Raw genomic sequence first — 21232 nt, forward strand, 5'->3', positions numbered from 1 at the left:
CTCACTCCGGTTTATGGAAAACTACTCCGCCGGCCGGGTCTCGGCCAACGCGCTCTCTTCGTTGAACAGGAAGCCGCCGGACTGCCGTTTCCACAGCCGTGCATAGAGCCCGTCGAGCGCAACCAGTTCGTCATGCGTGCCTTGTTCGACGATGCGGCCCTCGTCGAGCACCACCAGCCGGTCGAGTGCCGCGATGGTCGACAGCCGGTGCGCGATGGCGATGACTGTCTTGCCTTCCATCAGCCTTGCCAGATTCTCCTGGATTGCCGCCTCGATGTCGGAATCGAGCGCCGAGGTCGCCTCATCGAGCACCAGGATCGGTGCGTCCTTGAGGAAGACGCGGGCGATCGCCACGCGCTGGCGCTGGCCGCCCGAGAGCTTGACGCCGCGCTCGCCGACAAAGGCTTCATAGCCAGTACGATCGCGACTGTCGCGCAGGCCGAGGATGAACTCCTGCGCCTCGGCCTTCTCCGCTGCCGCGATCACCTCGGCGTCGGTTGCTTCCGACATGCCGAGCTTGATGTTGTCGCGCAAGGAACGGTGGAAAAGTGCCGTATCCTGGCTGACGACGCCGATATTAGCGCGCAGCGAATTCTGCGTGACCCTGGAGACGTCCTGCCCGTCAATGGTGATCTTGCCGCTCTCGAGGTCGTAGAGGCGCAGGATCAGGTTGACCAGCGTCGTCTTGCCTGCGCCGGACGGCCCGACCAGTCCGACCTTTTCACCCGGCCGCACCACGAGGTCGATGCCGTTGAGCACGCCGGACCCCTTGCCGTAATGGAACTCGACGTTTCTGACGTCGATGCGCCCACCGCCAACGAGAAGCTCTTTCGCGTCGGGCGCATCGGTCAGGCCGAGCGGCTTCGAGATCAGCGCCTTCGAGTTTTCCAGCACGCCGAGGTTCCGCAAAATACTGTTGAGCTGCATCATCAGCCGGCCGAGCAGCATGTTCAGCCGCAGCACCAAGGACAGCGTGAAGGCGACGGCGCCGACGGTGATCGAGCCTTCGACCCAGAGATAGACGGCAAAGCAGGCGATCGCCGTGATCATGATCCCCGACAGCATGGTCAGCGCCATGCGCACGCCGGTCAGCCGGCGGGTGAACGGGCGCAGCGCGTCGAGATAGATGTCGAAGCCGTTCCTGATATAGCGGTCGTCGCCATCGGGCGAGAACAGCTTCAGCGTCTGCACGTTCGAATAGGAATCGACGATGCGGCCGGTGATCATCGAGCCGGCTTCGGCGGTGGCCTCGGCATGCTTGCGGATCGCCGGCAAATAGCGTCTGGCCAGCAGGCCGAAGGCTGAGATCCAGATCACCACCAGCACCGCCAGCCTGAGATCGAGCCCGGCGACCAGCGCCAGCGTCGTCACCGTATAGACGACCATGAACCAGACGACCTCGATGAAGCTTTCCATCAGATCGCCGGTCGCCTGCCCCGCCTGCCAGACCTTGGTCGCGATACGTCCGGCAAAATCGTTCTGGAAGAAGGCGTAGGACTGGCGCGACACATGGCGATGCGCCTGCCAGCGCACCAGATTATAGAAACCCGGCGTGATCGTCTGCTCGTCGACCAGCGCCGACAGGCCGACGACGATGGTGCGGATGACCAGCACCACGGCGATCATGAAGACAAGTTCGGGGCCGGCGGCAGTCCACAAGGCATGCCAGCTACGTTCGCCAGGAAGCTGGTCGAGGATGTCGACCAGCCGCCCGACGAAGTAGAACAGTCCGGCCTCGACCAACGGCGCGATGCCGCCGATCACCAGCATGGCGAAGAAAGCGATCTTCGCCTGCCCGACATAGTGCCAGAGGAAACCCCTGACGCCGGCAGGTGGCCGAAGGTCCGCGGGCTCCCGGAACGGATAGACCCAGTTCTCGAACCAGCGGTAGATGGCAGTCATCATTCGGCGGCTTCACCCTTGGCGAGTGCATCGTTGGCGGCTGCATCGTTGGCAGAGGGGCCGTCGTCGAGCAGGAAGCCGCCCGACTGGCGCTGCCAGAGCTGGGCGTAGAGCCCGCCGCTGGCAACGAGTTCCTCATGCGAACCTTCTTCGATGACGCGGCCCTTGTCCATGACGACGAGCCGGTCCATGGCGGCGATCGTCGACAGCCGGTGCGCGATGGCGATGACGGTCTTGCCTTGCATCAGTTTGTAGAGGTTCTCCTGGATGGCCGCCTCGGCCTCGGAATCGAGCGCGGACGTCGCCTCGTCGAGAATGAGGATCGGCGCGTCCTTCAGCATAACGCGGGCAATGGCAATGCGTTGCCGCTGGCCGCCGGACAATTTGACGCCGCGATCGCCGACATGCGCGTCGAAATTCTTGCGGCCACCGGCGTCCGAAAGCCCTGATATGAAATCAAGCGCTTCGGCGCGGCGTGCCGCCTCGACCAGCATCTCGTCACTGGCGTCCGGCCGGCCATAGAGGATGTTCTCGCGCACCGAACGATGCAGCAGCGAGGTGTCCTGCGTGACCATGCCGATCTGGGCGCGCAGCGAGTCCTGCGTCACCGCCGCGATGTCCTGGCCGTCGATCAGGATCTTGCCGCTTTCAAGGTCGTAGAAGCGCAACAGAAGATTGACCAGCGTCGACTTGCCGGCACCCGAACGGCCGACGATGCCGACCTTCTCGCCCGGCTTCACCGTCAGCGACAGGCTTTCGATCACGCCCTTCTGCTTGCCGTAGTGGAAGCGGATGTCCTCAAAACGGATCTCGCCCTTGGTCACGGCAATATCCTTGGCCCCAGGCCTGTCTTCGACGAGGCGGGGCAGCGAGATCGAGCTGATGCCGTCTTGCACCGTGCCGATATTCTCGAACAGCGTGGACATCTCCCACATGATCCATTGCGACATGCCCCACAGCCGAAGCACGAGGCCGATGACTAGGGCGACGGCGCCGATCGTCACGGCCTGGCCGAGCCACAGCCACAGCGAGATCGCCGTGACCGAAAACAACAGCAGCGAATTCAGGATGTAGAGCAGGCCGTAGAGCTGCGTCACCAGCCGCATCGACCGATAGACGGTATCGAGAAAGCCGGCCATGCCTTCCCGGGCGAAGGACGCTTCGCGCCGCGCATGCGAGAACAGCTTGACCGTCTGGATGTTGGAGTAGCTGTCGACGACACGGCCGGTCATGGTCGAGCGCGCATTGGCCTGCTCCTCACCGACCTTGCCCAGCCGCGGGATAAAATAGCGCAAGAGCAGGACATAGCCGGCAAGCCAGACGGCAAGCGGCGCCGCCAGCCGCCAGTCTGCCGAGCCGACGATGAACAGCATGCCGAGAAAATAGACGACGATATAATTGAGCACGTCGATGAGCTTGATGACGCATTCGCGCACCGCGAGCGCAGTCTGCATCAGCTTGGTCGCGATGCGTCCGGCGAACTCGTCCTGATAGAAGCTCATCGACTGCTTGAGCAGATAGCGATGCACCTGCCAGCGGATACGCATCGGATAGTTGCCCATCAGCGTCTGCTGGTTGAGGAGCGAATGGAACCAGACCGTCGCCGGCAGCGCGAAAACCACGATGAAGGCCATGCCGGCCAGCTTCAAGCCTTCGGTCTGCAGGAACGTCTCGCGATTCTGCGCCGACAGCCAGTCGACGATCCGGCCCATGAAGCCGAACATCCACACCTCAGCCAGCGCGATGGCCGTCACCAGCACCGCATCGAGAGCGATGTAGGGCCACGCGCCGCGCGTATAATGCACGCAGAAGGCGATCAGCGTCCTCGGCGGCTCGACCGGTTCCGCAGCCGGAAACGGATCGAGCCTTTTTTCAAACCAGCTAAACATAGTGATGCTCACAATATTGTTTCCGCTCACGCGGCACGGGAACGGACGACGTGCCCAGACCGCATGGCGTCAAGGACCGGCGATACGGAATCGTCCGCCTCGCCGGTCCTGCTTCGCGCTATATAGGTTGTCGCGGGCCTTTCGCCGACAGTTTCGTTTGACGATGCTGACGACGTTTTGACGATCCGGATTTTCGCGCCGGTTTTTGCACCAGGCCGGATGAGCCTGATGATCCGGCGCACCAGCGACGGCCGGCTATAGTCCGGAACGGCATGCGAGAAATCGACGTCCGGCAGCATGCCGCGATGCGGACGCTGGCGGGTCTCGGCGTGAACCGCCGACGAGTAGGTCTCGCCGATTAAAAGCGCCCAAGTCGCGGTTTTGCGGTCGTGCAGGCTTCTTGAGCCGGGTATTCTACAGGGATCGAACATCGGTCCGTCCTCCAGTTGAAGATGCAGATAGAAGGGTGAACCAACCCGGACCGTGGGCACGCGCCGCGCGGCAAGGGTGATATCGGTCGAAGCACGTTCAGGTGGGGCGTTCAGCCCCTTCGACAGCTTGAAAAACATCGCCGGATTCCTTCGAAGGCCGAAAAAGGTTTCGGCGGGAATCGGTGCGATTGAAGTCTAGAAGTTCAGGAGAATCGTCGTACCGAAACCGCCGTCGGGCTGGTAAGCCCACGAGAGGGGTGGTGGATGTGCATGGCCATCATGAATTACCCCTTCATCGGTTCGGGTTGACAATGCTGGCCGTATAACCGACTTCGCAGAAAATGACCACCCGCCAGTCCAGGAATTTCCAAAACCGCGAGAGCTCTGTGGCTGATCTGCCACTTATTAGAAAGACGCGGAAATGAACGACCGTCTCCGCATTGCGCTCTACCAGCCGGATATCGCCGGCAATACCGGGACTATCCTGCGCTTCGCCGCTTGCCTCGGCCTTGGGGTCGACATCATCGAACCGACCGGCTTCCCGCTCTCCGACCGGGCGCTGAAACGGGCCGGCATGGACTATCTCGAAATGGCGGCGCTGACCCGGCATGTCGACTGGCACGCCTTCGAGGACTGGCGCAAAGGCGAAGCGCGGCGGCTGGTGCTGCTGTCGACCAAAGCCGCGAGCGCCTATACGGATTTCGTCTTCACCGGCGCCGACGTTCTTCTGTTCGGCCGCGAATCCGCAGGCGTTCCGGATCATGTCCACGAGGCGGCGGATGCGCGACTTACCATCCCGATGCAGGGCACCGCGCGCAGCATCAACGTCGCGCTTTCCGTCGCCATGGTGGCCGGCGAGGCGATGCGGCAGCTTGGATAGGATTTGCAGACCGTCGGCGCGCGCGGCGAGTACGGCCGCTTTCTGGTCGACGACTGCGCCCTCGCTTGTCATTCTAACCCAGGCGCACATCGCCTTCTCCTGCGGTTTGCCTATCCAGAATTTCTTCGTTACAAGCTCAACTTAACTTGAGGTCAAGCGGAAAATCGGAGATGGCTGCGGCAACGGAATTAACAGTCGGCCAGGTGGCGATGCGCAGCGGCGTCGCGGTGTCGGCGCTGCATTTCTACGAAGCGCGCGGGCTGATCCGCAGCCACCGTACCGCCGGTAATCAGCGGCGCTACGGCCGCGACGTGCTGAGGCGTGTGGCGATCATAAAGGTGGCGCAGGAGGTCGGCATTTCGTTGGCCGAGATCGGCACAGCACTTCGATCACTGCCTGAAGGCCGAACGCCGACGCGCGAGGACTGGAATCTGCTGTCGACGGCATGGCGCGACGAACTCGACCAGAAGATTGCCCAGCTCAAGAAGCTGCGCGACGGGCTGACGGACTGCATCGGCTGCGGCTGCATGTCGATTGACAAATGCCCGCTGCGGAACAAGGGCGATCGGCTGAGCACCCGGGGGCCGGGAGCGAGACGGCTGTTGATCGAGCGTTAATCCGCCGCCGGCAGCCGCCTGATGGTGAATTCGATGACGTCGCCCGGCCGCTCGAACCAGCTTTCGATCTCTGTCCAATAGGCCTGCTTGGGAAAACGCTCGAACCACTCTTTCGCCTTGAGGCGCGCGTCGGAGCGCGGCAGCACGAAGGTCTCGCGCAGGAAGCCGTCGCGCGGCATGCGCGCGTTCTCGGCGCGCGAACGGTCGAGCCTTTTCTTCAGGCCATCCAGCGGCGGTCTTGCCGGGGTGCGCACGAAAGAACTCCATTCACACTTTACCCTTGCATCCAAGAGATTAGGGATCGCGGCCGGAAAAGACGAGTCATTTGTCGGGCGCGCCCGCAACCGGAGACAGCATTTGCAACGACCCGAGATACCGGCGGGGCTGCCAGCCGACATCGAACAGAAGAAGACGAAGGCACGGCTGTGGTTCGAGACGTTGCGCGAGCGCATCTGCGCCAGCTTCGAGCAGATCGAGCAGGACCTGCAGGGGCCGCAGGCCAGCTGGTCGCCCGGCCGCTTCGAAAAGACGCCGTGGCAACGCGATGCCGGCAACGGTGGCGGCGGTATCATGTCGATGATGCATGGCCGCGTCTTCGAAAAGGTCGGCGTCCACACCTCGACCGTTCATGGCGAATTCTCGCCCGAGTTCAGGAAGCAGATGCCGGGCGCCGACGACGACCCGTCCTTCTGGGCGAGCGGCATTTCGCTGATCGCCCATCCGTGGAACCCCAACGTGCCGGCCGTGCATATGAACACGCGCATGGTCGTCACATCGCGCCTGTGGTTCGGCGGCGGCGCCGACCTGACACCGGTGCTCGATCGCCGCCGCAGCCAGGACGACCCCGACACGATCGCCTTCCACAGGGCGATGCAATTTGCCTGCGAGAAGAACGCGGCGATCGCCGACTTCGCGAAATTCAAGGCCTGGTGCGACGAGTACTTTTACCTGCCGCACCGCGACGAGCCACGCGGCACCGGCGGTATCTTCTTCGACTGGCTGCATTCGGGCGAGGACAAAGGCGGCTGGGACGCCGATTTCAACTTCGTCCAGGATGTCGGGCGATCCTTTCTCGTCGTCTACGGGCATCTGGTGCGCGCCAACTTCAACGACAACTGGACCGATGGCGACCGTGACGAGCAGCTCATCCGCCGCGGCCGCTATGTCGAATTCAACTTGCTTCACGATCGCGGCACCATCTTCGGGCTGAAGACCGGCGGCAATGTCGCCTCGATCCTGTCCAGCCTGCCGCCAGAGGTGAAATGGCCGTAAAATCTCGGTGAGCGCGACGTGAGCCGCAATCGGGTCCAAATCCCGAGAATTTGACGGCGAATGTGGCGCAAGGCGCGCCAGAAAATATCTTTTTCGTCTAATATACTATTGAAAAGATTGGGCTATTTGTCGCGTCGGGCCGGGAAACGCCGGCGGTTCTTACCCCCCGAGAGCTGCGACCCGACGTGACCGGACGGCCCATGATTAAGTGGGGTACCTCTCCCAAGCAGGTGCCCGCATTTTCCAGGAGAGCATGCCATGCGCAAGCTTATTATGACCGCAGCCGCTGCTGCCGTTCTCGCCTCTGGTACCGCCGCATTCGCCGCGGTCAAGCACACCACCGGCACGATCAAAAGCTTTGATGGAACGGCGATGAGCCTAGTTCTGGATAACGGAGCCACCTTTACGTTGCCCCAGACCTTCAAGGATCCTGGCCTGAAGGTCGGCGAAAAGGTCCGCGTCACGTGGGATATGAGCGGCAAGGACAAAATTGCCGAGGCAGTCAAGATCGTGAAGTGATGGCCTGCCCGCTGGAGCAAGACAACGTCTTGCCTCGGAGGTAGCGTAGAGGGCGGAGCAGCGATGCTCCGCCTTTTCGCAAACCCGTACACTAGAACGCCGCTTGTCGGGTTGGACGCGCGGCGCTCTAAGGCAACCAAAACCGTTCGATCGTGTTATGCTTAGCTGGCCAGCGTATAACCCGAATGCCGGAACCCGGTTTCGAGATCATGCGCGAGATCAAAGGTCTGGAGCTTCCGTGTCAGTGCGCTGCGCGGCGCTCCAAGGAGGAAATGAGGAGAAGCCGATGAAGGAATTCCATTGCGGGTCGCTCGTACCCGGCTGCGAGTGGCACACACGCGCCGAGGAGGAGGCAGAGGTCATGCGTCGTGCCGTCGAGCATCTGCGCGAGACGCATGGCGAGACGGTGATCCGCGAGACGATGATCGAGGCGATCCGCTCGCGCATCGAAAAGGTCCGCGACGCAGCGTGATGGTTAGGATTGGAGTGCCTCTGCGGCGCGCTTGAGCAGCGCGCCGCGATCAAGCGCAAAACCGGACTCGACCCATTCCTTTTCAAGATTCTTCAACGTTGCACCAAGCTTCGGCCCCGGTGAGGCGCCAAGTGTCGTCAGATCGGCGCCCTTGACCGGAAAAACAGGGCTTTGCCATTTTGCGGCGAAGGCAAGCAGGCGCGAGAAGCCGCCGGCTTCGAGCAGTGCGTCATTGTCTTCGACCGCGCGGGCTCGAGCGGAAGCGAGCGACAGCCGCAACCGATCGACAAAGCCTTGGCGGTCGCCAGAATAGAGCTTTTTCGCCAACTCTCCTTCGGTTGTTTTCGGATCGATGGCAGCTGTCATCGCCCAGTACCGCAGGCGGCTTGCCTCGCTCACGGAAAGCCTCAATCTCTCGGCAAGCGTTTTCATGCGCGCGGCATCCGGCGGCACGATGGCTTCCAGCCTGAGCAGCGGGTCCGGCGCCCAGGCCAGATCCTTCTCGGTCTTGGTCAGCCCGTGGATGGCATCAATGCCCCATTTCTCGCTTTCCGGCAAAACGCCGGTCAGAACGCCGGCCTGGCGCATCCACAGCAGCGCCCGCGACGGATCTGGCGCTGACAGCAATTTCTTCAACTCCCACCAGACGCGCTCGACCGAGAGCTGGTCGAGCCCCTGCTTCAGCCGGGCGCAAGCCTTCAACCCTTCGGCATCCGGCCTGCCGTCCCCATACCAGGCGAAAAAGCGGAAGAAACGCAGGATGCGCAGATAATCCTCGCGGATGCGCGCTTCCGGATCGCCGATGAAGCGCAGCCGCCGCGCTTCGATATCGGCGATACCGCCGACCAGATCGACGACAGTTCCGTCAGCTTCGGCGTAGAGTGCATTGATGGTGAAATCGCGCCGCTCCGCGTCGGCTTTCCAGTCGCGGCCGAACGACACTTTGGCGCGGCGGCCGTCGGTTTCGATATCGGCACGAAGCGTGGTGATTTCATAGGCCTTGCCGTGGGCGACCGCGGTGACGGTGCCATGCTCGATGCCGGTCGGCACCGTCTTGAAGCCTGCCGCCTCGGCGCGCCGGATGGTTTCCTCGGGCACTGTGGTGGTGGCGATGTCGATGTCGGCAACCGGCTGTCCGATAAGCGCATTGCGCACGGCACCGCCGGCGACACGCGCCTCCTCGCCACCGTCAGTCAGCGCGGCGAGCAAGCGCTGCAAGTGGCTTTCGCCGAGCCAGCCGGCCTTGCCCGCGATCGACACCGGATCGCTCACGAATAGAGCCTTTCATAAAGCGTTCGGATGATGCCCGCAGTAACGCCCCAGATGCGCTGGCCGCCATAGGGCATCTCGTAAAAGAACCATTCGAGGTCGTTCCACATGCGGCTGTCCCTGGTGTGGTTGGCGGGGTCCATCAGAAAGCCCAGCGGCACCTCGAAGACGGCATCGACTTCGTCGGAATTCAGCGTCAGGCTGAAACCCGGCCGCACAATCCCGAGCACCGGGGCGATGCGATAGCCGCTGCCGGAGACGTAGTCCGGCATGCGGCCGAGGATCTCGATATAATCCCCATCGAGACCGATCTCCTCGAACGTCTCGCGCAATGCCGCCGCTTCCGGGCTCACATCGGTTGGATCGATGGTTCCGCCGGGGAAAGCCACCTGCCCTGAATGGTTGCGCAGCTTTTCCGCCCGCCGGGTCAAAAGGACCGTGGCCTCGTGGCCATGGTCGACCACCGGGATCAGCACGGCGGCATCGCGCAGCGCCTTGGCCAGCTTCAGCCTGGGATGACCCGGATTGAAGCGGTGGTCGCCAAAATCGTCACCGGCATGCGCCTGCGGCTGCGCCACGACGCGCTGGCGAAACTCGGCGGCGGAAAATGGCACCGGCGTCACCTGATCCATCATAGGCGGTCCATCATGCGCTCAGCCGTTTCAGTTTCTCAGCCGGCATGATCGGATAGACCTCGCCTTTGGAACGGACGGCAAACATCGTCTTGCCGCCGATGTCGATCTCTTCGCCGTGCTCGACCAGCTCGTACATCACTGGCCGCGCCACCAGCGCTTCCAGCCGCCCGCGCACCAGCACATAGGGCTTCAGGCCACCTGTCTCGTCCTCGTCGACGAATCGCAGCGGATGCTCCGCCCCAGCCTCGACCACATCGCCGACATTGGTACGAAAGGTGATGATTTGCCCGTCGCCGGCGCCCGACACATCCATCTCGACGGCGATGAAGGGCGCGTCGGCGACGCGGATGCCGACCTTTTCCACCGGCGTCACCAGATAGGTCTTGCCGTCGTCGTCCTTGCGCAGCACCGAGGAGAAAAGCTGCACCAGCGGCATCCGGCCGATCGGCGTTCCCAGATAGAACCAGGTGCCGTCCTGCTTGATCTCCATGTCGAGATCGCCGCAAAATGCCGGATTCCAGCGTTCCACCGGCGCCGGCCCCTTGCCGGCGCGCGTCGCGCGCGAGACCAGCGCCTCTAGCCCACGCGCCTCGGTCGCGGCCGTCAGGCTCTCTTCACGATGCTCGGCGGCTTCTGTCATGGTCACGAAATAGTCACTGTTGTTCCGCTTGTCAGCCTAAGTCTGTGATTTAAGTTCTTTGCAGGCGCCATGCGAGGCCGAATCGCGGCATTCTGCGGCCCCCAAGGTGCCAAGCGGTATTTCCAACCAGAAGGATCGATGCTGTATGAGCGTTATGATCAAGGAAAGCCCGATCAGCGAAAAGGACATGGTGGCGCAGGCCGAGAAGGCGCTGGCTGACATTTCGAGGGTCCGCGACGGCGTCGGCCGGGTCATCTTCGGCCAGGAAAGCGTCGTCGAGCGCACGCTCGTCGCATTGCTGGCAGGCGGCCATGCACTGCTGGTCGGGGTGCCCGGCCTTGCCAAGACCAAGCTGGTCGAAACGCTGGGCATCGTGCTCGGCCTCGATTCGCGCCGCATCCAGTTCACGCCCGACCTGATGCCATCCGACATTCTCGGCTCAGAGGTGATGGAGCAGGATGAATTCGGCAAGCGTTCGTTCCGCTTCATTTCCGGACCGATCTTCGCGCAACTGCTGATGGCCGACGAGATCAACCGCGCCTCGCCGCGCACCCAGTCGGCGCTGCTGCAGTCGATGCAGGAATACCACGTCACCATTGCCGGCGTGCGCCATGACCTGCCGGCGCCGTTCCATGTTCTGGCGACGCAGAACCCGCTGGAGCAGGAGGGCACCTATCCGCTGCCCGAGGCTCAGCTCGACCGCTTCCTGATGCAGGTCGACATCCTTTACCCCGAGATCGAGGCGGAGCGCCGCATCCTGCTGGAAACCACCGGCATCGAGGATGCCAAGGCCGAAAACGTGCTGCAGCCGACGCGGCTGAAGGACATCCAGACGCTCATCCGCCGCATGCCGGTGCCTGAAAGCGTCGTCGAGGCGATCCTCAAGCTGGTGCGCTCGGCGCGTCCCGGCCAGGGCAACGCCGATACCGACAAGCACGTCGCCTGGGGCCCGGGCCCGCGCGCCAGTCAGGCGCTGACGCTGTGCGCCCGCGCCCGCGCCCTCTATGACGGCCGGCTGGCGCCGTCGGTCGACGATGTCCGCGCACTGGCCGAGCCGGTGCTGCAGCACCGCATGGCGCTGACCTTCGCCGCCCGCGCCGAGGGCACCACGGTACGCGACGTCGTGGCGAAGCTCGCGAAAGGGATTTGATGGCGCGCATCGGTGAAGCGCAGGCACCGACAGCGACGCGCGATGCGCTCGCCAGAGGCCGGTTGCGGGCTTCCCTGGTGCCGGACCTGCTGGTCGAGGCGCGCCGCATCGTCAACACGGTGATTGCCGGCTGGCATGGCCGTCGCAAGCGCGGCATCGGCGAGAATTTCTGGCAGTTCCGGCCCTATGTCGAAGGCGATTCCTCGCGCATCGACTGGCGCCGCTCGGCGCGCGACGACCACACCTATGTCCGCGACCGCGAATGGGAGGCCGCCCATACGGTGTGGCTGTGGGCCGACCCCTCGCCTTCCATGCTCTACAAATCGACCGGAGCCAGCGTTTCCAAGGAGTCGCGCGCTCTGGTGCTGGCGCTGGCCATGGCCGAGCTTTTGTCGCGCAGCGGCGAGCGCATTGCCTGGCCGGGCCTGACCGACCCGTTCACCGCCCGCAATGGCGCCGAGCGCATCGCGGCGCAACTGATGCACGCCGCCGACCTGCCGGCAAAGCCCGACCTGTCCGGCATCCGCCGCTTCTGCGACATCGTCATCGTCAGCGATTTCCTCGACCCGGTTGAGGACACCATAGCCTGGCTGGACGTGCCCGCCCGCCACGGCGTGCGCGCCCATCTGATCGAGGTCGCCGATCCGGCCGAGGAAAGCTTCCCCTATGCGGGGCGCACCGAATTCACCGATCCTGAGACCGGCGACAAGCTGACCGCCGGCCGCGCCGAAATGCTGGGCGAAGAATATCGCCTGCTTTATGCCGCCCGCCGCCAGGAACTGGCCGCGTGGTGCAAACGGCTTGGCTGGAGCTTTACCGTCAATCATACCGACCGCCTTGCCTCCGAGGCGCTGGTGCGCATCCACATGGCGATGACCGCCGAGGGCGCCTTTGCTGGGAGGGCTCGCGCATGAGTTGGCTGCCGCTCTCCTTCGGGGCGCCGATGGTGCTGTGGGGCCTGCTGGCGCTGCCGGTGATCTGGTGGCTTCTGCGGCTGACCCCGCCCAGGCCGCAAACCGAGGTGTTTCCGCCGCTCAGGATTCTCGCCCGCGTGCTGAGGCGCGAAGAAACGCCGCAGCAGAGCCCGTGGTGGCTGACGTTGCTCAGGCTGCTGATGGCCGCGCTTATCGTGGCAGCACTTGCCGAGCCCGTCTTCAACCCGCGCGAAAAGCTGCCGGCCGAGGGCGCTGCCCTGGCGCTGGTGATCGACAATGACTGGGCAAGTGCCGCCGACTGGGGTAAGCGCGTCGCCACCGCCGAGCGGCTGATCACCGATGCCAATTCGAACGGTGTGCCGGTGCTCATCGCTTTCACCGCCGAGAAGCCGAATGCCGAGATCGGTCCCTTCGATGCCGCTGCCGCGCTCAACCGGCTGCGCGCGGCAAAGCCGCGCCCGATCCCGACCGACCGCCCCGCCGTCTATGCCCGCGTCGCATCAGCCCTGGAGTCGCTGCCGGGCACCAGCGTTGCCGTGCTCGCCGATGGCCTGGCGGCGCAAGGCGACGAAGCCGCCTTCAACACGCTGTTGTCGAAGAACGCAGCACGCGTCGTCTGGGCTGTCTCCGACCGACTGTCGCTGACCGGCCTGACCGGCGCCGATAACCAGGTCGACGGCTTCGCCCTGACCGCCATCCGCGCACCGGGCGATCCAGCACCTGCACAGGTGACGGCCGGCGCCTTCGACGACAAGGGCCGCCGCATCGCCGACGCGACGCTGACCTTTGCCCCGGGCGTAACCACCGCCACCGCCACGATGGCGGTGCCGTTCGAACTCCGCAACGACTTCGCCTACATCGCGCTCGATGGCGAACGCCAGGCCGGTGCCGTCCGCGTGCTCGATGAGAGCTCGAAACGCCGCCGCGTCGGGCTGCTGTCGCAGGCCGAGGCCGACCAGGCGCAACCGCTGCTGTCGCCGCTCTACTACATCCGCCGCGCCCTGCAGCCCTTCGCCGATCTCGTCGAGCCGTCCAGCGTCGATCTCGCCGATGCCATCCCGCAACTGCTCGATCAGAAACCGGCGATGATCGTCATGGCCGATGTCGGCACCATTCCGGAACAGGCCCGGGAAAGGCTGGTCGACTGGGTCGACAAGGGCGGCACGCTGGTGCGTTTTGCCGGTTCGCGGCTGGCCGCTGCCGGCAATGACGACGACCTGCTGCCGGTCCGGCTCCGCACAGGCGAGCGCTCGCTGGGCGGCGCGCTGTCATGGAGGGCGCCGCAGCCGGTCACCGAATTCCCGAAAACCGGCCCCTTCGCCGACCTCGCGCCGCCCACCGAGGTCACCGTCACCAGGCAGGTGCTGGCCGAACCGACGCCCGATATTGTCGAGCGCACCTGGGCCACCCTTGCCGACGGTACGCCGCTGGTGACCGGGATGAAGAAGGACAAGGGTACGCTCGTGCTGTTCCACGTCACCCCCGAGGCGACATGGTCCAACCTGCCGATCTCCGGCAGCTTCGTCGAGATGCTGCGGCGCATCGTGCAACTGTCGCGCAACCAGGGAGCGGCGGTCGCCAATGCCGAAGCCGCCGCCACGTCGCTGGCACCCTATCGCATGATCGCCGCCGACGGCACGCTGGTCCCGCCGACGCCGGATGCCAGGCCGCTGGTGCCCGGCGCCGGCCCGCTGCCGGTGACGCTGGAAAACCCGCCCGGCCTCTACGGCTCCGAGACGGGGGTATTCGCTCACAATCTGCTCGGTGGCGACAGCGCATTCACGCCCCTGGCCCGGCCTGAGATCACCCTGCCGGTCACCACCGTCCAGTATGCCTTCGACGAGCAGCGCAACCTCAAAGGTCCGCTGGTCACGGCGGCCTTGGTGCTGATGGTGCTCGACACGCTTGCCGTATTCTGGATGGGCGGCCTGTTGTCGCGCCGGCCGCGCCGTCCCGGTGCTGCGGCGACGGCAGCCATCCTGCTGATTGCGCTCGGCGCCTTGATTGGCCACGCGGACGTCGCGCGTGCCGACGACGCCAAACCGGGAGATACGGAGGCGATCGGGGACATTTCAAAGACCCGGATCGCCTATGTGCTGACCGGCGAGCCGGGTGTCGACTCGATCAGCCGCGCCGGGCTCGAAGGCCTGACCCGCTTTCTCATCGAAAAAACCGCGCTCGAACCCGGAGCACCGGCCGGCGTCGACATCTCGAAGGACGAACTGTCCTTCTACCCGCTGATCTACTGGCCGATCGATCCCGCCGCCCCGATGCCGAGCGAGGCCGCCGTCGCCCGTATCGACGCCTACATGCAGCAGGGCGGAACGGTCTTGTTCGACACCCGCGACCAGTTCGCCAATGGCATTGGTGCGGATTCGACCAGCCCCGCAACGGAGCGGCTGCGCGACATCCTCGGCAACCTCAACGTGCCACCGCTGGAACCGGTGCCGTCGGACCACGTGCTGACCAAATCCTTCTATATCCTTCCAGAGTTTCCCGGCCGCTTTGCCGGCAGCCCGCTTTGGGTCGAGGCATCGCTCGAAGCCAGCAACACGGAGAACCGCCCGGTGCGCACCGGCGACGGCGTGTCCCCGATCATGATCACCGCCAATGATTTCGCCGGCGCCTGGGCGGTCGACGAGAATGGCGACCCGCTATTGCCGACCGTGCCGTCGGATCCGATGCAGCGCATCTATGCGCTGCGCGCCGGCGTCAACATCATGATGTACATGCTGACCGGCAACTACAAATCCGACCAGGTGCACGTCCCGGTGCTGCTCGAACGGCTGGGGCAATAGACCATGAATTGGTCGCTCGCCTTCGAACCGCTCATCACTTGGCCGCTGCTCGCCGTGGTTCTGTTGCCGCTGCTGCTGCTGGCGCTGGTCGGCCTTTGGTTTCGCCAACGCGGCGCGATCTTCCGCCTGGCAGCCCTGATTGCGCTGGCTGCGGCGTTGCTCAATCCGGTATTCCTCGACGAAGAGCGCGAGCCGCTGAAAAGTATCGTCGCCGTCGTCGTCGATCGCAGCCAGAGCCAGGATATAGGCGACCGCACCAAGCAGACCGACGCGGCCTTGGCCGGGCTTCAGCAGCGTCTCGGCCGCTTCAAGCAGTTCGACGTCCGTGTCGTCGAAGCCGGCAAGTCCGAAGCCGCCGACGAGCGCACCGAGACGCGGTTGTTTTCCTCGCTCGAAAATGCTTTCCGAGACGTGCCGCCGTCGCGCATTGGCGGCGCCATCATGATCACCGACGGCGAGGTGCATGACGCGCCGCTTGGCGCACCCGACTTCAATGCCCCTCTGCATGCGCTGATTACCGGCAACGACCATGAAAAGGACCGTCGCATCCGCTTCGAGAATGCGCCGCGCTTCGGCCTCGTCGGCAAGCCGCTCGACATGACCTATCGCGTCATCGCCACCAACAACGAAACCGGCCCGGTCGATGTCCGCGTATCGGTCAACGGCGAGCAGGTATCGGTCGAGCACGCCAACATCGGCCAGGCGATGCCGCTGCAGGTGACCATTCCCAGCGCCGGGCGCAACATCGTCGAACTCGCCATCGACCACGAACCGGGCGAACTCACCGATACCAACAACCGCGCCATCGCGCTGATCGACGGCATCCGCGAAAATCTGCGCGTGCTGCTCGTGTCCGGCGAACCACATGCCGGCGAGCGCACCTGGCGCAATTTGCTGAAATCCGACGCTTCGGTCGACCTCGTGCACTTCACCATCCTGCGCCCACCGGAAAAGCAGGACGGCACGCCGATCAACGAGTTGTCGCTGATCGCCTTCCCGACACGCGAGCTGTTCGTCGAGAAGATCAAGGATTTCGACCTGATCATCTTCGACCGCTATCAGCACCGCGACGTGCTGCCGATCCTCTATTACGACTACATTTCCGAATATGTCGAAAAAGGCGGCGCGCTGCTAATCGCGGCAGGCCCCGAATATGCCGGCGAAAGCTCGATCGCCCGCACGCCGCTGATGTCGGCGCTGCCGGCAATGCCGACCGGCGAGGTCATCGACAAGGCCTTCTACCCACGTCTCACCGATACCGGCCAGCGCCATCCGGTCACGCGCGGGCTCGACGGCTCCGCAACCGAGCCGCCGCACTGGAGCCGCTGGTTCCGCACCATCGGCGTCGAGAACCCCGAGGGCGAGGTGGTGATGAAGGGCGCCGACAACCGGCCGCTGCTGCTGCTCGACCGCAAGGGCGAAGGCCGCGTCGGCATGCTTTTGTCCGATCAGGGCTGGCTATGGGCGCGCGGCTTCGAGGGCGGCGGCCCGCATGTCCAGCTCTACCGACGCATCGCCCACTGGCTGATGAAGGAGCCCGAACTCGAGGAGGAGCGGCTGACCGCCGACGGCCGCGGCATGGTGCTTGAAATTCGCCGCCAGACGATGAGCGACGACCCCGGCCCGGCGCAGGTCATCACGCCGTCCGGCAAGGCACTGATCGTCAGGCTCGAGAAATCCGAGCCAGGCGTCTTCCTCGGCAGCGTCGAGACCAGCGAAATCGGTCTCTATCAGGTCGGCAATGGCGACCTGACGGCATTGGCCCATGTCGGGCCTGTCAACGCGCCGGAATTCACCGACGTCGTCTCCACCGAGAACCGGCTGAAACCGCCGGCTGAGGCAACCGGCGGCAGCGTTCGCCGGCTGGCGCCGGCCTCGGCGATTGGCAATCTCACCAGCACTGTCACGCTGCCCTCCATCGTCCCGGTTCGTGCCTCGGGCGCTGCCTCCGGCAACGACTGGATCGGCCTGCGCACCACCGACGACAGCGTGCTCAAGGCCGTCTCGCGCGTGCCGCTGTTCGGCGGCTTCCTCGGCCTCGGTCTGCTGCTTCTGGCGATGGGCTCGATGTGGTACCGCGAAGGACGGTAGTTCCCTTCTCTCTCCCTGCAAACGGGGCGAGGGAGGAGCTCTATTCCTCCGGCTCCGTCGTGAACATCAGCGGGTAGCCCTTAGCCTTGCCGGCATCGGTTGCCCGCGCCGCCTTGGTCTCGGCGACATCCCTGGTGAAGACGGCGACGACACAGACGCCGCGCCGGTGAGCGGTGATCATAACCCTATGTGCCTGGTCTTCACTGAGCTTGAACTCGGCCTTGAGCACCGTCACGACGAATTCGCGCGGCGTGAAGTCGTCATTGACCAGGATGACCTTGTAGAGCTTCGGCCGTTCGACCTTCGGCTTCGTGCTGGTACGGGGTTTTGTCGTGATTTCAGGCATTGGACCGGCAATTGCGTACGACAGCTTTGCGGTCATTTTGACATGGGCAAAAGCGGTCGTCCATTCAACCGCGCGCGATCGGCTTCCCGGCGAGCGCAGTTCACAAATCCATGCCTATGTGGGAACTGCCGTTTGGCGTTCAACCGGCGGTGTGGGCCGGGACCGGCCGTACTGTCTGCACGCCAACAAAAGATGACCGCTCCAGGCAAATCGCAACTGGAGCGGTCTTCTCATACGGCAGAAGATGTCGCTTGATCAGGCCTTCGGAGCTGCCTTGACCGCGTGCTTCTTGTGCTTCTTGACGGTCTTCTTGGCAGCGACCTTCTTCACGGCCTTAGCCGGCGCAGCGGTCGTCGTTGTCGTCGCAGCCGGGGTGGTGGTCGCGGCATTGGCGCTGCTGGCGCCGAGAACCGGCATCGAGAGGGCCAGCGCGATGGCGAGACCGAGGGCGGAGAGGAGGGACTTTTTCATGGCTTCACTTCCTTTTTGTGCAGATCGGATTGAGTGTCACTGAACGGGATCGATCGGTGTCACTCCAAGCAGCTTCAAAGCGTTCGCGAGCATCCGGATTCCCTGTGCCTGTTTCTTGTTGGCGCAGAACCGGTTTCCCTTTCTTTGAAGTGCTTTCGCCGCGGTGACCTGCGTTGCCGCGGCATGGGTTTCGAGGGCTTCGTCAAACTGGCGGTTCAGATCGATGCAACGCTCGCTGCGGGTGGTCGCCACCTTTGCATCGGCCGCCTTTGAATTGGCCGCCTTTGCATCGGCCAGCTTTGCATCGGCATGTTCGACCGCAGCCGTGACGAGCGAAATGGAAAGCAACGCACCCATCAGACTGATCGAGAACCTTTGCATTGGTCTGTCCGTAATCCCGTAACGCGTGTCGCAGCCGATGACCTGACCGCCACGGCACCACTTATGCCTTTGTTTTTTTTCGGCAGTTTTTCCGGATTGTAGAATTTTGTTTCTGGATTGTTTCTGGGCGGCCCGGATCGAGCTGCCGATCTCCACTGGCCAACTTATGGCCTGAATTCTATCGTCTGGCTGACGGCCGAAGCACCGCTTGGGCGATCCACAAATGACAGGTTTCCTGTGAAATCCGACCCCCACATACTGATCGTCGACGACGACAAGGGCATTCGCGACCTGCTTCAGGAATTTTTCCAGAAGCGAGGGCTGCATACATCGGTCGCCGCCGACGGCACCGAGATGGAGACCGTGCTGCGCCGCGCCCAGGTCGACCTGATCGTTCTGGACGTCATGCTGCCCGGCAAGAGCGGCCTGGAGCTCTGCCGCGAGTTGCGCGCCAATTATTCGACACCGATCATCATGCTGACCGCGGTCACCGAGACCACCGACCGCGTCGTCGGCCTGGAGATGGGCGCCGACGACTACGTGCCGAAACCCTTCGATCCGCGCGAGCTGCTCGCACGCATTCGTGCCGTCTTGAGGCGTAATGGCACCGCCGAACCGCGACGTGCCGCTTCGCGGCAGATCTACCATTTCGCCGGCTGGACGATGGACTGTTCGCGCCGCCGGTTGATGGCGCCCGGCGACGTCAGGATCGAGCTGACGATGGCCGAATTCAATCTCCTGCAGACCTTCGTCAAGAGCGCGCAACGCGTACTGAGCCGCGAGCAGCTCATCGAGCTGTCCGGCGGCGACAGCGGCTACAGCTTCGACCGCAGCGTCGACATTCTGGTCAGCCGGCTGCGGCGCAAGATGGAGGACGACCCGAAAACGCCGAAGCTGATCCTGACGGTGCGCAGCGGCGGCTATCAGTTCCTGCCTGAGACGACCTCCGAATGAGACGCATTCTGCCGCAAACGCTGCCGGCCTGGGTGCTGCTCATCGTCATCGCCGGCCTGCTGATCAGCCAGATCGCGACCCTCTACATCGTTTCGCGCGACCGTGCCGCCGCCAATGAAGTCGTCGATCTCTACCGGCTCAACGACCGCGCCTTCTCGCTGGTACAGCTGATGCATGATGCTACGCCGGAACAGCGCAAGGCGACGGCCTCCGGCCTGTTCAACGCCACTTACGCGCTCACCGTCTCCGGCACGCCCGCCGTCACGTCGTCGATAGCCGGCGACGACGAGTTGGCCGAATTGGAGGACATATTGGTCGGTCGGCTATCGAAGTTCGGCATCACCGACGCGCGGGTCCGCCGCGACCCGGCAACGCACGAAGCCGACGCTCCCGGTGGGACGGTCGCCGGTCCCGATGTTGGCCAGGTCGAGCGCGACCTGCTGGTGCTGGCCGCCGATTTCGCCCAGAGCGACAAGCTGACCGCTTCGCTTCGCTTTGCCGACGGCCAATGGCTGAACTTCACCGAACCGAACACGCCGGCCGGGCCGATACTGAGCTTCGATAGCCTGCCGCTCTATGCCTTGATCGCCGGGCTGGTGGTGGCTTCCTCGATCTGGTCGCTGCGCCGGCTGACGGCGCCCTACCGGATGATGGAGACCGCGGTGAAGCGGATCGGCGAGGACCTGAAGAGCCCGCCGATCGCCGAGAGCGGCAGCCGCGAGGTGCGTACCGCGGCGAAGGCGGTCAATGCCATGCAGGCAAGGCTGCGCGCCTATGTCGAGGACCGCGAGCACCTCGCTGCGGCGCTCGCGCACGACCTGCGCACGCCACTGACCAGGATGCGGCTGCGCCTCGAACTGCTCAGGAATTCGACCATTCGCGCCGCACTGGGGCACGACCTCGCCGACATCGAAGGCATTGCCAGCTCGGTCATCGACTTCGCCACTTTCGAGGTGACCGAGGAGAAGAGCGAGAGGATCGATTTCTGGTCGCTCGTCGAATCGGTCGCCGACGGCTACAAAGAGGTTTCGTTCGACAATGACGATGCGCGCTCGCGCGGCCTGATCTGCATAGCGCGCCCAGTCGCGCTCCGGCGCTGCGTCACCAATCTCGTCCAGAACGCGGTGACCTATGGCAAGAAGGCGCATCTCAACCTGCGCCAATCGGACAGGATCATCGCGCTGGCGATCCGCGACGAGGGGCCGGGCATACCGCAGGCCGAGCTCGACGCCGTGTTCGGCTCGTTCGTACGCCTGGACCAGTCGCGCAACCGCCAGACCGGCGGCCTCGGCCTCGGCCTGACCATAGCCCGCAATATCGCCCGCGGCGCCGGCGGCGAAGTCAGCCTGTCCAACCATCCCGATGGCGGCCTGTTGACGGAGCTGCGCCTGCCGCTGGCGGTTTAGCTTGCGGTATCGGGCTAAGCTGGCGTTCCTTCGCGCCCCCCTCTGTCCTGCCGGACATCTCCCCCACAGGTGCAGGGCTATCGCATATGAGTGATGGCATTGATGAGATAGTCGTCGTTCCAGGCGCATTTCTTGATGCGATGGCTGATGGGAACTTTGGCAGCATCGGCGGCC

General features: G+C 64.1%; 21 protein-coding genes. 11 read left to right on the forward strand and 10 right to left on the reverse strand.

What is annotated here, in order from left to right:
- Positions 1–21: 21 nt before the first annotated feature.
- From NKJ09_RS29290 to NKJ09_RS29300, 3 genes are read right to left on the reverse strand one after another with little or no spacing between them, the layout of a single operon-like run.
- Entirely contained in the window at positions 22–1905 is a 1884-nt protein-coding gene (locus tag NKJ09_RS29290; RefSeq protein ID WP_352482083.1) for an ABC transporter ATP-binding protein, read from the reverse strand.
- A complete protein-coding gene (locus NKJ09_RS29295) occupies positions 1902–3791 on the reverse strand; it encodes an ABC transporter ATP-binding protein (RefSeq protein ID WP_352482081.1) in 1890 nt (629 codons plus the stop codon). Before NKJ09_RS29295 ends, NKJ09_RS29290 begins: the two co-directional genes overlap by 4 nt.
- A 26-nt stretch (positions 3792–3817) precedes the next feature.
- On the reverse strand, positions 3818–4360 hold the full coding sequence (locus NKJ09_RS29300) for a hypothetical protein (protein WP_031194085.1): 543 nt from the start codon (positions 4358–4360) through the stop codon (positions 3818–3820).
- A gap of 283 nt (positions 4361–4643) precedes the next feature.
- Here NKJ09_RS29300 and NKJ09_RS29305 point away from each other — a divergent pair, with 283 nt between their 5' ends.
- Positions 4644–5102 (forward strand): tRNA (cytidine(34)-2'-O)-methyltransferase, encoded by a 459-nt coding sequence (locus NKJ09_RS29305; RefSeq protein ID WP_023719212.1) that lies wholly within the window; start codon positions 4644–4646, stop codon positions 5100–5102.
- 170 nt (positions 5103–5272) lie between these two features.
- Complete coding sequence (gene soxR, locus NKJ09_RS29310; RefSeq protein ID WP_023719213.1) at positions 5273–5719, forward strand: redox-sensitive transcriptional activator SoxR; 447 nt, start codon at positions 5273–5275, stop codon at positions 5717–5719.
- Here soxR and NKJ09_RS29315 read toward each other — a convergent pair.
- A complete protein-coding gene (locus tag NKJ09_RS29315; RefSeq protein ID WP_023679487.1) occupies positions 5716–5973 on the reverse strand; it encodes a hypothetical protein in 258 nt (85 codons plus the stop codon). The two genes, soxR and NKJ09_RS29315, sit on opposite strands and share 4 nt — an antisense overlap.
- A 103-nt stretch (positions 5974–6076) precedes the next feature.
- Between NKJ09_RS29315 and hemF the strand changes: the two genes are divergently transcribed.
- The 3 genes from hemF to NKJ09_RS29330 all read left to right on the forward strand — a co-directional run bounded on the left by hemF (position 6077) and on the right by NKJ09_RS29330 (position 7982).
- Positions 6077–6991 carry an oxygen-dependent coproporphyrinogen oxidase gene (gene hemF, locus NKJ09_RS29320; RefSeq protein ID WP_023719215.1) on the forward strand — a complete coding sequence of 305 codons (915 nt, stop codon included), beginning with the start codon at positions 6077–6079 and terminating at the stop codon, positions 6989–6991.
- A gap of 258 nt (positions 6992–7249) precedes the next feature.
- On the forward strand, positions 7250–7510 hold the full coding sequence (locus NKJ09_RS29325) for a DUF1344 domain-containing protein (protein WP_023679489.1): 261 nt from the start codon (positions 7250–7252) through the stop codon (positions 7508–7510).
- A 286-nt stretch (positions 7511–7796) separates the two neighbouring features.
- Positions 7797–7982 carry a DUF1059 domain-containing protein gene (locus tag NKJ09_RS29330; protein WP_023679490.1) on the forward strand — a complete coding sequence of 62 codons (186 nt, stop codon included), beginning with the start codon at positions 7797–7799 and terminating at the stop codon, positions 7980–7982.
- Between the two features lie 3 nt (positions 7983–7985).
- Here NKJ09_RS29330 and NKJ09_RS29335 read toward each other — a convergent pair whose 3' ends face one another.
- From NKJ09_RS29335 to NKJ09_RS29345, 3 genes are read right to left on the reverse strand one after another with little or no spacing between them, the layout of a single operon-like run.
- A complete protein-coding gene (locus tag NKJ09_RS29335; protein ID WP_352496082.1) occupies positions 7986–9254 on the reverse strand; it encodes a CCA tRNA nucleotidyltransferase in 1269 nt (422 codons plus the stop codon).
- Complete coding sequence (locus NKJ09_RS29340) at positions 9251–9883, reverse strand: CoA pyrophosphatase (protein ID WP_352496081.1); 633 nt, start codon at positions 9881–9883, stop codon at positions 9251–9253. Before NKJ09_RS29340 ends, NKJ09_RS29335 begins: the two co-directional genes overlap by 4 nt.
- Positions 9884–9896: 13 nt before the next feature.
- A complete protein-coding gene (locus NKJ09_RS29345; protein ID WP_023719218.1) occupies positions 9897–10526 on the reverse strand; it encodes a DUF1285 domain-containing protein in 630 nt (209 codons plus the stop codon).
- 145 nt (positions 10527–10671) lie between these two features.
- Here NKJ09_RS29345 and NKJ09_RS29350 point away from each other — a divergent pair, with 145 nt between their 5' ends.
- Genes NKJ09_RS29350 through NKJ09_RS29365 form a run of 4 tightly spaced genes read left to right on the forward strand, consistent with a single transcriptional unit; the run spans position 10672 to position 17500 of the window.
- Entirely contained in the window at positions 10672–11676 is a 1005-nt protein-coding gene (locus NKJ09_RS29350; protein ID WP_023719219.1) for an AAA family ATPase, read from the forward strand.
- A complete protein-coding gene (locus NKJ09_RS29355; protein ID WP_352496080.1) occupies positions 11676–12590 on the forward strand; it encodes a DUF58 domain-containing protein in 915 nt (304 codons plus the stop codon). The genes NKJ09_RS29350 and NKJ09_RS29355 overlap by 1 nt, the downstream gene beginning before the upstream one ends.
- A complete protein-coding gene (locus tag NKJ09_RS29360) occupies positions 12587–15409 on the forward strand; it encodes a DUF4159 domain-containing protein (RefSeq protein ID WP_352496079.1) in 2823 nt (940 codons plus the stop codon). The genes NKJ09_RS29355 and NKJ09_RS29360 overlap by 4 nt, the downstream gene beginning before the upstream one ends.
- Before the next feature lie 3 nt (positions 15410–15412).
- Positions 15413–17500, forward strand: coding sequence for a membrane protein (locus tag NKJ09_RS29365; protein ID WP_023719222.1), 2088 nt, complete (start codon positions 15413–15415; stop codon positions 17498–17500).
- 40 nt (positions 17501–17540) lie between these two features.
- On the opposite strand, the gene clpS is transcribed toward NKJ09_RS29365, so the two are convergent.
- The 3 genes from clpS to NKJ09_RS29380 all read right to left on the reverse strand — a co-directional run bounded on the left by clpS (position 17541) and on the right by NKJ09_RS29380 (position 18698).
- Entirely contained in the window at positions 17541–17846 is a 306-nt protein-coding gene (clpS, locus tag NKJ09_RS29370) for an ATP-dependent Clp protease adapter ClpS (RefSeq protein ID WP_023719223.1), read from the reverse strand.
- A gap of 255 nt (positions 17847–18101) precedes the next feature.
- Entirely contained in the window at positions 18102–18317 is a 216-nt protein-coding gene (locus NKJ09_RS29375; protein ID WP_023719224.1) for a hypothetical protein, read from the reverse strand.
- A gap of 36 nt (positions 18318–18353) precedes the next feature.
- Complete coding sequence (locus NKJ09_RS29380; RefSeq protein ID WP_023719225.1) at positions 18354–18698, reverse strand: hypothetical protein; 345 nt, start codon at positions 18696–18698, stop codon at positions 18354–18356.
- 237 nt (positions 18699–18935) lie between these two features.
- Here NKJ09_RS29380 and NKJ09_RS29385 point away from each other — a divergent pair, with 237 nt between their 5' ends.
- Together NKJ09_RS29385 and NKJ09_RS29390 are read left to right on the forward strand one after the other, a co-directional pair.
- Positions 18936–19652 carry a response regulator gene (locus NKJ09_RS29385; protein WP_023719226.1) on the forward strand — a complete coding sequence of 239 codons (717 nt, stop codon included), beginning with the start codon at positions 18936–18938 and terminating at the stop codon, positions 19650–19652.
- Positions 19649–21058, forward strand: a complete 1410-nt coding sequence (locus NKJ09_RS29390; RefSeq protein WP_352496078.1) for an ATP-binding protein — start codon at positions 19649–19651, stop codon at positions 21056–21058. The genes NKJ09_RS29385 and NKJ09_RS29390 overlap by 4 nt, the downstream gene beginning before the upstream one ends.
- The last annotated feature ends 174 nt before the right edge of the window (positions 21059–21232 follow it).

Origin of the sequence: Mesorhizobium sp. M0189, assembly GCF_040322135.1 — a bacterium.
Classification (GTDB): Bacteria; Pseudomonadota; Alphaproteobacteria; order Rhizobiales; family Rhizobiaceae; genus Mesorhizobium.